The sequence below is a fragment of the Pedobacter sp. BAL39 genome, from assembly GCF_000170795.1.
GTDB lineage: Bacteria > Bacteroidota > Bacteroidia > Sphingobacteriales > Sphingobacteriaceae > Pedobacter.
In genome coordinates this window covers 1-12,765 of record NZ_ABCM01000040.1, presented here as the reverse complement: position 1 = coordinate 12,765, position 12,765 = coordinate 1, and the positions used below count along the sequence as shown (strand labels likewise).

The following is a 12,765-nucleotide window of genomic DNA, read 5'->3' as shown; positions in this document are numbered from 1 at the left end:
ACCTGGAAATGAGATTGCCAGATTCTAATGGTGGGGTCCCATACCTGGGTATGGGATGGGTAACCCTCTCTCCCATCGCTGCAGAATGGGAAGGACTGGATCATGAGGTCATGCGCAATACCGTAAAGGCGATGCAACAAACCATGTTAAAAACTACAAACGGAGTGGTCTGGATGCCAACCGACAGCTATCCTAACGGTTCCGTATCGAATGAGATCATCGGTAAAGGCATGGGCTGGGAACTTGATTTTGCGAGCTCCGAGAAGGACTATGGCAGGATCAAACAAATCCTCGACCTCATCAGGATTGTCAATGCACCAAAACCAATCTACATGGAAGGTGGCTGGCTGGAAGGAAACGGGCATAAGTTATCAGAACAGCTGAGCCCACAGGACCTGGAAAACATGAAAGATGCGGTATGGAAGACCAAGGATGCCGGAAATGGTGAGCAATGCGCGTGGTGGTGCTGGGCAATGGCCAGGCTAAGGCGGGAAATGGGATTAACGCCGATGCCAAAACCGATATAACAGTTCCAATGCACAACCGAAAATCTCGATTATGTGACCAGCGCGACATTTTCAGATTTTATTTATTTATATCTTACCAGACGTTCATCTTGAACCCGGCCGGACAGTGTGGTCACACTACCTGCTGAATATTGCATTTCTGTACAAAACGCTGACACTGTCACGCAACTGGATTTGTTATATACATAAATTGCTAACAGTCGGATCGTTTATTGCACCCGACAAACAACAGCTTAGATATGAAAGTTATACAGTTAACAGCATTTGGCGACACTCATCATTTATCAGCAGCAGAATTCCCTATTCCCCAGCTTCGTTTGGGAGAGGTGCTGGTCCAGCTCAAAGCCATCAGCATCAACCCAATAGACGTAAAAACAAGAGCAGGAAAAGGAATCTCAGCTTTGATAAAAGACCGTCTGCCCGCTATCCTCGGATGGGATTTCTCCGGAATAATTACGGCCGTAGCCCCAGACGTCAAAACATTTCACCCTGGGGATGAAGTATTTGCCTTTATTTCCTTTCCTGAACCCGGGCAGACCTATGCGGAATATGTTGCAGCACCAGCAGATCAGATTACCCTAAAACCTGCCAATATATCGCATCACCAGGCCGCTGCCGCTACCCTCGCGGCAATGACGGCATGGCAGGCACTTACAAGATATACAGAAATCAAAGCCGGCGATAGAGTGCTCATCCATGCTGCTGCAGGGGGTGTTGGACACTACGCCCTCCAGATGGCAAAGTATCTGGGCGCACACGTCACGGGTACCTCCTCAAAAGAAAATGAAACACTACTGCGTGACCTGGGCGCTGATGAATATATAGACTACAAAACACAGGCTTTCGAAACGGCCATCGCTCCCGTCGATTATATATTAGATACCATTGGCGGAGATTATATCGACAGATCTGTAAAAATTCTTAAACCGGGGGGAACCATTGTTTCAATCCCATCGGGCCTGAATGAATCTGTTACGGAAAAAGCGGCTGCCATAGGCGCTAAAGGTCATACAATGAAAGCACAACCCAACGGAAAAGACATGAATACCATCGCCTACTTTCTGGAAAAAGGCATTGTCCATTCCCATGTGTCCAAAACCTTCGCCTTTTCTGAAATGGCACAGGCCCATAAACTTATCGAGAGCGGCCATACTGTCGGAAAAATTACATTAACGATTTAACGGAAATACCCCAATATTATGAACGACACATTTCAATGTTTACTAGTTACTGAACTTCCTGATGAAGCAGGGCTCGACACCGCAATTGTTACCAAAAACATAGATGATCTACCGAGTGGTGAAGTGCTGATCCGCGTACATTATTCTTCCTTAAATTACAAGGATGCGCTTTCTGCTACCGGCAATAAAGGTATCACCAGGCAATATCCTCATACTCCGGGCATTGACGCCGCGGGGATAATAGAAAGATCAGCCAACGCACAATGGAAAGAAGGACAGCAGGTGATCGTAACGGGCTTCGATCTGGGCATGAATACCAGTGGTGGCTTTGCCGAATACATACAGATTCCTGCAAAATGGCTGGTGTCGCTACCTGAAAATATGACCCTTAGAGAAAGTATGATCTACGGTACCGCCGGTTTTACAGCAGGCCTGAGCGTATCGGCATTACTAAACGGTGGTGTAAAACCTGAAGATGGCGCCATCGCAGTGAGTGGTTCCACCGGCGGAGTAGGTTCTCTTGCTATTGGTATTCTGCACCGCTTGGGGTATCAGGTCGCAGCCATCAGCAGCAAATCGGAATCATCCGACTTTTTGACCAATATTGGCGCTACAGAAATTATACCCAGGGCGGAAATGGAGAACTTTCCGGAAAGGGCAATGCTGAAAACCAGATTCGCCGGGGCAATAGACACTGTCGGTGGGACAGTCCTTGCTACCCTCCTGAAAACCGTTCATTACGGCGCTACAGTGACAGCATGCGGAATGGTTAATGGCGGAAACATACCTGCCACAGTTTTTCCATTCATCATCAGAGGGATACAGCTGGCTGGTATTGACTCCGTGGAATATCCCCTGGAAAAAAGAACACCGATATGGCAGAAATTAGCCAACGAATGGAAACCTCAGGACTTAGAAATTTTTGCCACTGAAACTGGTCTGGAGGATCTGCCTCAAAAGATCTCAGATATGCTTCAGGGTAATGCCCAGGGACGTTCACTTGTAAAACTGCAGGTTTAATAAATCCGCAGGGATCTCATATGAAAAAATAAGGTTCAAACAGTATCAATCCCAATTTTGAACCTTATTTCTAGAGATTACTGGTCGGCGTGACTGATCACTGGATATGCTTAACCCTGTAATATTGAAAGTAAAAGATCAGGAACGAAATCAGGTAGGTCATTATGGTTGTCCAGAACAGGGCTCCTGATAATAGGGCATAAAACAAGCCGATAAACAATACAAACACATACAGCAGATACCTGAAAATTTTCAGCCCCGTGTGGTAAACCAGGCTGCGCAGTAAAAGTGAAATGCCTGCTCCCAGCAGGACCATTGCCAAAGAAAGAGCTAAATTGTATCTTGAAAACAACCAGCATATTTCTGGCAACAGCAACAAAACATAAGTGAACGAAAAAGCCACGTAAAGCTTAATCCTGTTAAATGGCAGGTTCCTCCGGAAACTAAGATACTTTTCCTGAAAAGCATGCTCCTGATAAATCAAAAAGCTGTGTAAAATGATCAACCCAAGCATAAGTACCGACAAAAGACGGATGTCACTTACAAACTCCTGAAAAAATGCCAGAATCCCGCTGAGCATACACAATGATAAGATTTTGGTGAGCAGGTAGGCCAGTTTCAGCCGATCGACCACCTGATAAATGAAAAACATAAAATATGGCTTCTTCCACCTGAAATTCAGCTTCTGAAGAAATCCAGACGCAGAGTCCTTACGAAATCTGTTGCTCATGGACTGATATAAACCTGCACTAACCACCGCCATCAAAAGAATATATACCAAAGTGAGAATCGGGATCAGGCAAGATTGATAAATTAACCCAAGAATCATTGCCAGCAACCAGTATCCTAAAAAAGGAAGAGAAATAAATAGCTGTAAGATAAACCAACTGACAAATCCTGAGTATTTGGATGACGAAGTCACACTGTACAATAAAAACTGATTTTGCTCAATCCTGAGCTGCTGACTCACGAAAGACCAGCTTTTTAGACTGTAGATGAGCCAGAAGATAAAGACAATGATCATAATCGCGGGAGTGACAATAAAGCTCATGACCAGCATCAGATGGTAGAATACCGAATCTTCAGCGCGATACACTCCGGCGGTTTTGATAAAAAAACAATAGTTCAGGATCGTCACAAAGAAGAAAAGTAATAGCCCGGAGTGTTCCCTAAAAAAAGTGTAGCCGAACATTTTCAGCAGAACCTTTGTAAGTGCAGAAGGTTTCATTGACAAATTGATGTTATCCCTTTATGCTCAATGAATAGTTCCTCAACAGCAGGCAGCAATACATCCGAAAGTTGCTGATGTGAAGCCAGAAAAAAGCTCACCTGATCGCGTTGTGATTTTTCGGTGATCCACTGGGACAACACTTCCAGAGCGGCAGCATCCAATGTAATCAATGGCTCGTCAAGTAAAATCAGTTCGGGTTCACCTATGAAAGAGAGGATTAGAGAAAGTTTTTTAGTCATCCCACTGGAATAGGTACCGACAGCATCATTGATGTATTCTTGCATGTGCATCCTTTCGATATATTCGTCTGCAGCTCCCTTTTTTCCATGCTTTACTTCGGTAAATAGCGCGACCAAATCCATTCCTGTTAAAAACGCTGGAAAAAGAGGCTCAGCTTCCGCAAAATTAACGCGACAACGATATCCACGTGTATTTCTCTTCAGGGAATATTGGTCATTCAGAACAACATCGCCTTCAAAATGTAAAATGCCGGCTACCGCCTTCAGAAGTGTACTCTTGCCGCTGCCATTTTCACCTCTCAACCAGTAGAGCCGTTCATTAAGTTTCAGGCCATCAATGCTGATAACGGGCCGACCGTTATAACCTTTTCGAAAATCCTTGAATTCCAATGTCATGAATATTTGATTCCTGCAAAAAGAAAATGTTACATCTTCCTCATCTCAGGAGACACACAACCAAGGCGTTAGACTCACGTTTACTTAAAGCGACTTCACCTTAATGTTGTCAATTGACGACAGTGAATCAAAAGACCTTACGCCTATTGTGCCGGTCTTATATTCGTTATCCCTGCAGGACAACACTGGTTTAGATTGGTCGTTCAAATAAACGTTGATCTGATCACCCTTCGCAACCACACGCACTTTATAGGACTTTCCAACCTCTAATTGAGCATTATAGCTATCCAATAACACCCACTTCCTACCAGACGCTTTTCCCAACTGCAATTTTTTGCCATGAGCATCCAATCCGACATAATAGCCTTTATAATCGTCAGCCCCTAAGGCTTGATCGCTGACCCTGAAAATCAGTCCCGCATCTCCCTTAGACTGTAGTGATACTTCCGCCTGATAGCTAAAATCACTAAAAACAGCTGCAGCGGCGATGGTCTTCATCCCATGGATGCCATAACCCCAGGAGCCTTTGTTGGATGCAGAATGAATAGACCCGTCCTTGATAAACCAGCCGCCCCCGTAATTGATCCATCCCTCTAAAGAACCTCTATTAAAATCGGCATTGAAAGTATTGCCCGTTTTTGCTTCACTCCCAATCACAGGAAAATTGGCAATCCTAATGTTTTCTGTTCCATAGGGTGTCAGAAATACCTCCTCCTCCGGTTCTTCAGAGCTTACGGGGCTGCGGGGCACCTCAAAAGCATGCATCTCATTATACGCAACTTTCCAGGAAGGGATTTTCTTCGCTTTCAGCTTTAACTTCACTGGTGTGCTGCGTTGTTCAAATGGATTTTCAGGCATTGCCGACTGGATGACCTCAATCTGATCAGTGTTGTTCCCATTCAGCAACAAGCCATAATTCCATGGAGATGCCGATGAAACTTCATAGTCAAAAAAACCCTCCACAAGGTGTTTTTTGCGAATAGAATATTTTGCATCAAGCCGAAGCGCATATACCAACGGACCGCGTTCAATCCCCGCAGATTGGTTCACCTGTGTGCTGATTTTTACGTTCATGGGGAAAGTAACCGAAACGACGTCCTTCGGTTTCCACAACCGGTCAATAACATAAATATCCCCCGGGAGGATGCTCTTCAAAGCTACGCCATTCAGCTTAATCTCCGGCTTTTCACACCATGAAGGAATCCTCAGCTTTAAGGGAAATGAAACCTGCTGATCAGGATCAATGTTCAACTGTATCTGTTCTTCAAACGGATAGTTTGTTCTTACTGCTATTTTTACTCCTACCTGGTCACCTACCAGGGCTTTAAGCTCCACAGGCGCATAAGCAACCACTTCTAGTCCATGATCAGGCGTAGCCATCCAGCTGTTCTTTACAAAATAAGGCCAGCCCATGTGCATATTGTACCTGCAGCAACCCATGCCCGAATAAGGGCTTAACAAGATCCCTCCATCGTAATCCTCATCAAAACCGGAATGCCCATGTTTACAGAACAGTTGATTCTGCTCGGAATAATACAAATGGGACTTGATGTCCCTGCTGAACTGCGCAGGTAAAGTATTAAAGGCAATCTTCTCCAAGCGGTCGCCGATAGCGGCGTCATGAATGATCCTCGCGGCAGTCTCTAGACTCTGCATCCACTCCACTACTGTACAGGTTTCCACTCCCTGAAAGGAGCTTTTCCCAGAGAGAAATTCCGATCCGGAAGCGATTCCGGTTACCTGTCCATGATCGTCTATCAAATGGTTTATCCCCTTCTTAAATGCTTCCTGATAGTAATCACCCTCAATCTGGGCGTACAATACCGGAAATTTAAGTGCCTGGCCGACACTCACACTGTGTTTGGTATGGAAGTCATCACCAAAATGAAAAAACTGATTGTTGGAGTAAATGTCTGCCCATGGATAGGCCTGCGATTTTAAAGCCTCAGCAAGGGCGATCAGCTCTGGATCCCCTATAATGTTATACAACCATAAAACAATTTCTATATTGTCACCGGTCCTCGATTTGCTCCACTCTGTGAGACGCTGATCGTTCAGGTGTGCATACTGATATTTAAAATATTTACTGAAGAAAGAAATAACCCTTCGGTCACCGGTTGCTTCATAATAACTCTGGATGGCATACATCATGGGCATGCGTGGCCACCAATCGTTCATTGTCGGCGGGCCAAAAAGACCGTTGTCCTGCTGATGGTCGAGTGTCCAGTTGATCCACTTCAGCGCTTTGTTCTTCAGCTGATCATCATCAAGGGTATAAGCCAGCGCAACCAGTCCCTTCACATAGTAGGGCACGCGCTCCCATCCGGAACCTGTCCCGCCCAACCAGTCTGATCCTGGTCCCAGGTTTTCAGCTTCCGGATAAAGCTGCTCCGCACTGCCGGTAGCGCCGTCTCTCTGTAACTCCAGTTGCTTTAACAACCAACCTTTGGCCTTTATACTGCCTAAAGGAAGCTGTACATTACTCGTCGCCGTCAGAGGCGCACGATTATAAACGTAATTACCTTTCTGCCCGTAAACAAAAAGACATAAAAATCCTAGAATGAAGGTGAAGGTCGTAGTTCTCAGCATTATACTTGGTATTTGAACTACCAAAATATGCTAAATTGTTTTAACTTCATAATTAACATTAAAACAATGGTTACGAACAGCCTTGGTTAAAACACAGCGGCCAGCACTTTTCCTCTTTCCTATTTTTTCTGCTGATAGCTTTCCGCCAGCTTAAGTGCATTGTAAGCATTTACGATCCCACCGCTGACACACAATTCTGAAAACGGGACACGCACGCTCTCATTGCGTTCATTTAACAGCTTCACCTTCTGCTCGACCTTTGATACCGACTTCATAATGATCTCCCTCACCTGCTCCGGTTTGAGTTCCGGATAATAACTCAGGATCAATCCGGCAAGGCCGGCAACAACTGGAGAAGCCATACTTGTACCATCCAGTTCTTCATATTTTGAGTCCGGCGTGGTGGAGTTGATCATAAATCCAGGCGCAAAAACATCTACATTATACTTCCCATAATTAGAAAAGGATGCTTTCAGCTCCGGCCCGTTTTTATACGCACTGGCACCTACTTCAATCCAGTTCGTCGCGTGTGGTAAACTGAACTTCGCTGTATCCAGGACTGGTTTTACCTTATCCCTTGGCATTCCCGACCTGCCCATCCCCTGGTTTTGCATCTGTGGATTTATGGGTTTAAAGGGAATTTCAGGTTTATCAGTTTTTGCTTTTTTCCGATAGGCGATCGCCTCCGGACTGTCATAGTATTTATTTGGAAAGTTATCCTCGACATCAACATTCTGATTGTCATTTCCTGCAGCATGAACCAACAGCACACCTTTTTGTTCTGCATACTTCACAGCCTCATCCACCACCTCTTTATTCCATTTATATCCCTTCCCAAAGCTCATGTTGATCACCCGTGCGCCGTTGTCTACCGCATATCGGATTCCATTTGCCACATCTTTATCCCGCTCGTCACCCTCAGGAACCACACGGATTGCCATGATGCTGACGTGATCAGCAACGCCTAAAATACCAAGGCCATTTACCCTGTTCGCCGCAATGATACCCGATACATGTGAACCGTGATCCGCATTAGGCCCCTTAACGTCGTTATTTCCGTACAGGCGTTCATTGGCATTTTTATAATCGTCCCCCACCAAAGCAGCCCGCTCATCATATTTCGGATTGAGGTTGTACTTCAGCATCACATCATACTGTTTGAAAGCATCTTTGATTTCCGCATCAAACTTGTCAATACCACCACTCTCACGGGACCCAGACCTAATGATCTTCTTCACCTGAAGCTCCTGTTCGTCTTCGGTCTTGAAATTATCGACATCTTCCAATGAAGGTATTTTTTTATTATTCAATCCTGCAACAGAATCCAGCAGCTGATTAATGGCAAAAACGACCCTAAAAGTCTGATCAGCATCATCATACTTTTTTCCGAACTCGGCAGTGACTTTAGTATACAACTTAAATTCTTCTTTTTGCACGGAATCCAGGACCGTCGACCGGATCGTGGATTTATACTTAGGTGCAAGGTCCCTATAGATCCTCACCAGTTCAAGGTTGTCATAAGCAAGGTTCCCCTTTTTCGAACCAATGAAGTTCCAGCCATTAACATCATCAACATAGCCATTTTTATCGTCATCAATACCGTTACCCGGGATCTCCTTTTTGTTCACCCATAGGACATCTTTAAGGTCCTCATGATGAATATCAACTCCCCCATCAATTACCCCGACGATAATCCGCTCCTTAGGTTTCCTTCCCTTCAATATTTCCTTGTATGCTTTTTCAGTACTGATCCCGAAATACCCATCCTGCAGTAAGTCCAGATTGTGCCAGTTTGGAGGTAACTTCACATCCTTGCTTTGTCCAAAAGCAAATACATGAACTAAAATGAGCATTGATGCTATGGATATTCTGGATATCATTTTTAAACTAAGTGTCATTGTGTGTATTTATCTAACCTGTGCTCCATTCATTGACCCAGCCACTTGTAAGTGTAAATGCCGGACATAACAAAAAATCATTAACGTAATATACAATTATACAGTTTTATTGCATGTTAGATGAAGATTTAAGCTTTTTTAACAAATGAAGCACCTGCACATGAAGGAATTCGATTACCACCAACAAGCAGGCTCAGATTAAGAACAAAATCCCCATAAGAAAATCCCCCATAAACAAAAACCCTTATATACAAGAAAAGCCTGTAGTTTTGACTACAGGCTTTCTTTAAGATTTGGCACCGACCTACTCTCCCACGTGTTACCGCAGTACCATCGGCTCTGGTGGGCTTAACTTCTCTGTTCGGAATGGGAAGAGGTGGACACCACCGATATAGGCACCTAAATATTTTTAATGTTTATACAGCTTCTGGTATTGATTTACCTTATGCTGTCAAACAATGACATATTATTGAAAGAAGTTAGTTAGGAAGAACAAACAACAGTTTACTGCTCTTGAAAGCTTCGGATGATTAGTATTACTCGACTTTGATGTCACCACCTTTACATCTGTAACCTATCAACGTAGTAGTCTGCTACGGTCCTATATGGAATTCTCATCTCGTGGCTAGTTTCGCACTTAGATGCTTTCAGCGCTTATCTATTCCCAGCGTAGCTACTCTGCAATGCCCCTGGCGGAACAACAGATTCACTAGAGGCTAGTCCAACCCGGTCCTCTCGTACTAAGGTCAGCCCCACTCAAAATTCCTACGCCCACAACAGATAGGGACCGAACTGTCTCGCGACGTTCTGAACCCAGCTCGCGTGCCACTTTAATCGGCGAACAGCCGAACCCTTGGGACCTTCTCCAGCCCCAGGATGTGACGAGCCGACATCGAGGTGCCAAACCTCCCCGTCGATATGAGCTCTTGGGGGAGATCAGCCTGTTATCCCCAGCGTACCTTTTATCCTTTGAGCGATGGCCCTTCCATGCAGAACCACCGGATCACTATATCCGTCTTTCGACCCTGCTCGGCTTGTATGCCTCACAGTCAAGCAAGCTTATGCTATTGCACTCCTCATACGGTTACCAAGCGTATTGAGCTTACCTTTGAAAGCCTCCGTTACCTTTTTGGAGGCGACCACCCCAGTCAAACTACCCATCAAACAATGTCCTTCGCTTGGCGAAGTTAGACACCGAATACAGAAAGGGTGGTATTTCAACGTTGACTCCACGACGCCTGGCGACGCCGCTTCATAGTCTCCCACCTATCCTACACATCCTGTATCCAATGTCAATGTTAAATTGTAGTGAAGGTGCATGGGGTCTTTCCGTCCCGTTGCGGGTACCCGGCGTCTTCACCGGGACCACAATTTCACCGAGCTCATGGCTGAGACAGCGCCCAGATCGTTACACCATTCGTGCAGGTCGGAACTTACCCGACAAGGAATTTCGCTACCTTAGGACCGTTATAGTTACGGCCGCCGTTTACTGGGGCTTCGATTCAATGCTTCGCCTTGCGACTAACATCCCCTCTTAACCTTCCAGCACCGGGCAGGTGTCAGGCTTTATACTTCATCTTTCGATTTTGCAAAGCCATGTGTTTTTGTTAAACAGTCGCCTGGGCCTTTTCACTGCGGCTGATATTGCTACCAGCGCCCCTTCTCCCGAAGTTACAGGGCCATTTTGCCGAGTTCCTTAGCCATGATTCACTCGAGCACCTTAGAATTCTCTTCCCGGATACCTGTGTCGGTTTGCGGTACGGGTTTTTATAACCTGAAGCTTAGCGGGTTTTCTTGGAAGTCTGATTACCTACACTATCCACTTACCCGAAGGTTCGCGGTACTATCGACTTTCAGCTAGTCCGGCGGATTTGCCTACCAGACCAATACCTACTGTCTTCAACGATCTATTCCGTCAGATCGCGGTAGTGTCACTACTCCGTCACCACATCGCAGTTATAAAAAGTACGGGAATATTAACCCGTTGTCCATCGAATATCCCTTTCGGGTTCTCCTTAGGCCCCGACTAACCCTGATCCGATTAGCGTTGATCAGGAAACCTTATCCTTTCGGTGGGCGGGTTTCTCGCCCGCCTTATCGTTACTTATGCCTACATTTGCTTTTCCAGAAGCTCCACCACAACTTACGTCATAACTTCGCTGCCGCTGGAATGCTCCCCTACCGTAATATTAATATTACCCATAGCTTCGGTGTATAGTTTAATGCCCGTTTATTATCCATGCCCGATCGCTCGACTAGTGAGCTGTTACGCACTCTTTAAATGAATGGCTGCTTCCAAGCCAACATCCTAGCTGTCTATGCAATCGGACCTCGTTAGTTCAACTTAACTATAACTTGGGGACCTTAGCTGATGGTCTGGGTTCTTTCCCTCTCGGCCCGTGACCTTAGCACCCCGGGCCTCACTGCAGATCATATTATATAGCATTCGGAGTTTGTCTGGATTTGGTAGGATTTGACTCCCCCGCACCCAATCAGTAGCTCTACCTCTATATAACTTTATATCCACGCTGTTCCTAAAAACATTTCGGGGAGTACGAGCTATTTCCCAGTTTGATTAGCCTTTCACCCCTACCCACAGATCATCCGGAAACTTTTCAACGTTTATCGGTTCGGTCCTCCAGTACGTGTTACCGCACCTTCAACCTGTCCATGGGTAGATCACAAGGTTTCGCGTCTACCTCCCCTGACTATACGCCCTAGTCAGACTCGCTTTCGCTTCGGATCCGTGTCTTAAACACTTAACCTTGCCAGAGAAGAGTAACTCGTAGGCTCATTATGCAAAAGGCACGCCGTCACGCCACCTGGACGCTCCGACCGCTTGTAAGCACACAGTTTCAGGTTCTATTTCACTCCCCTGTTCGGGGTTCTTTTCACCTTTCCCTCACGGTACTGGTTCACTATCGGTCTCTCAGGAGTATTTAGCCTTACCGGATGGTGCCGGCAGATTCCCACAAGGCGTCTCCGACCTCGCGGTACTCAGGATACTACTAGACTAATGGTACTTACGTGTACGAGGCTCTCACTCTATGTTGCCAGGCTTCCCATCCTGTTCCACTTCATTGCATTATAATCATATCGTAGTCCTACAACCCCACATTTGCCGTAACAAATATGGTTTGGGCTCTTTCCCGTTCGCTCGCCACTACTTAGGAAATCATTATTATTTTCTCTTCCTCTGCTTACTTAGATGTTTCAGTTCGGCAGGTTTGCGTATTATACGACTAGTCTTCAACTAGCCAGGTTTCCCCATTCGGAAATCACCGGATCAATTCATATTTGCTAATCCCCAGTGCTTATCGCAGCTTATCACGTCCTTCATCGCCTCTGAGAGCCAAGGCATCCCCTGTGTGCTCTTATTTACTTTCTTCTCTCCATAGCCTTTTGCGCCTATGGAAATGCTTTTTTTGATGGTTGTTATCTCTTTCGGATTTCTATTTGTAATTGCTTACTCATTTCATTCCTCAAAGCTAACAACGTCTCTATTGTTGTTTGCTCTTCTTTTTTAACTTCTTCCAATATGTCAAAGAACTTTTCTATCCCGGAGTTCATTCCTGAACCCTATTTCTGTACCTTCTATCTTAAGTACCGGTGATGGTGGAGAATAACGGAGTCGAACCGTTGACCTCCTGCGTGCAAGGCAGGCGCTCTAGCCAGCTGAGCTAA

At 45.5% G+C, this 12,765-nt stretch carries 7 protein-coding genes and 2 rRNA genes; 3 read left to right on the top strand and 6 right to left on the bottom strand.

Translation table 11 applies throughout. The features are described from left to right. From PBAL39_RS24280 to PBAL39_RS24270, 3 genes are all read left to right on the top strand, one after another. A partial coding sequence (locus PBAL39_RS24280) for a hypothetical protein (protein WP_157274203.1) occupies positions 1 to 527 on the top strand: 527 nt, incomplete at its 5' end. A gap of 239 nt (positions 528 to 766) precedes the next feature. Continuing rightward, positions 767 to 1,708, top strand: a complete 942-nt coding sequence (locus tag PBAL39_RS24275) for an NADP-dependent oxidoreductase (RefSeq protein ID WP_008246810.1) — start codon at positions 767 to 769, stop codon at positions 1,706 to 1,708. Positions 1,709 to 1,726: 18 nt separating this feature from the next. Beyond that, positions 1,727 to 2,728, top strand: a complete 1,002-nt coding sequence (locus tag PBAL39_RS24270) for a YhdH/YhfP family quinone oxidoreductase (RefSeq protein ID WP_008246809.1) — start codon at positions 1,727 to 1,729, stop codon at positions 2,726 to 2,728. A gap of 97 nt (positions 2,729 to 2,825) precedes the next feature. On the opposite strand, the gene PBAL39_RS24265 is transcribed toward PBAL39_RS24270, so the two are convergent. The 6 genes from PBAL39_RS24265 to PBAL39_RS24240 form a co-directional block, all read right to left on the bottom strand. Next, on the bottom strand, positions 2,826 to 3,956 hold the full coding sequence (locus tag PBAL39_RS24265) for a hypothetical protein (RefSeq protein ID WP_008246808.1): 1,131 nt from the start codon (positions 3,954 to 3,956) through the stop codon (positions 2,826 to 2,828). Further along, positions 3,953 to 4,594: an ATP-binding cassette domain-containing protein gene (locus tag PBAL39_RS24260; protein WP_008246807.1), complete on the bottom strand. Its 642-nt coding sequence runs from the start codon at positions 4,592 to 4,594 to the stop codon at positions 3,953 to 3,955. The genes PBAL39_RS24265 and PBAL39_RS24260 overlap by 4 nt, the downstream gene beginning before the upstream one ends. An 84-nt stretch (positions 4,595 to 4,678) precedes the next feature. Continuing rightward, complete coding sequence (locus PBAL39_RS24255) at positions 4,679 to 7,183, bottom strand: beta-L-arabinofuranosidase domain-containing protein (protein ID WP_008246806.1); 2,505 nt, start codon at positions 7,181 to 7,183, stop codon at positions 4,679 to 4,681. 119 nt (positions 7,184 to 7,302) lie between these two features. Beyond that, positions 7,303 to 9,036 (bottom strand): S8 family peptidase, encoded by a 1,734-nt coding sequence (locus tag PBAL39_RS24250; RefSeq protein WP_008246805.1) that lies wholly within the window; start codon positions 9,034 to 9,036, stop codon positions 7,303 to 7,305. Positions 9,037 to 9,372: 336 nt separating this feature from the next. Next, a 5S ribosomal RNA gene (gene rrf / locus PBAL39_RS24245) occupies positions 9,373 to 9,484 on the bottom strand. Between the two features lie 108 nt (positions 9,485 to 9,592). After that, positions 9,593 to 12,469: ribosomal RNA gene (locus PBAL39_RS24240) — 23S ribosomal RNA — on the bottom strand. Between the last annotated feature and the right edge of the window lie 296 nt (positions 12,470 to 12,765).

Excerpts from the sequence above, each read along its gene's own strand:
- PBAL39_RS24250 (WP_008246805.1), bottom strand. The coding sequence starts at position 9,036 with ATGCTCATTTTAGTTCATGTATTTGCTTTTGGACAAAGCAAGGATGTG.
- PBAL39_RS24275 (WP_008246810.1), top strand. The coding sequence starts at position 767 with ATGAAAGTTATACAGTTAACAGCATTTGGCGACACTCATCATTTATCA.
- PBAL39_RS24270 (WP_008246809.1), top strand. The coding sequence starts at position 1,727 with ATGAACGACACATTTCAATGTTTACTAGTTACTGAACTTCCTGATGAA.
- PBAL39_RS24260 (WP_008246807.1), bottom strand. The coding sequence starts at position 4,594 with ATGACATTGGAATTCAAGGATTTTCGAAAAGGTTATAACGGTCGGCCC.
- PBAL39_RS24255 (WP_008246806.1), bottom strand. The coding sequence starts at position 7,183 with ATGCTGAGAACTACGACCTTCACCTTCATTCTAGGATTTTTATGTCTT.
- PBAL39_RS24265 (WP_008246808.1), bottom strand. The coding sequence starts at position 3,956 with ATGAAACCTTCTGCACTTACAAAGGTTCTGCTGAAAATGTTCGGCTAC.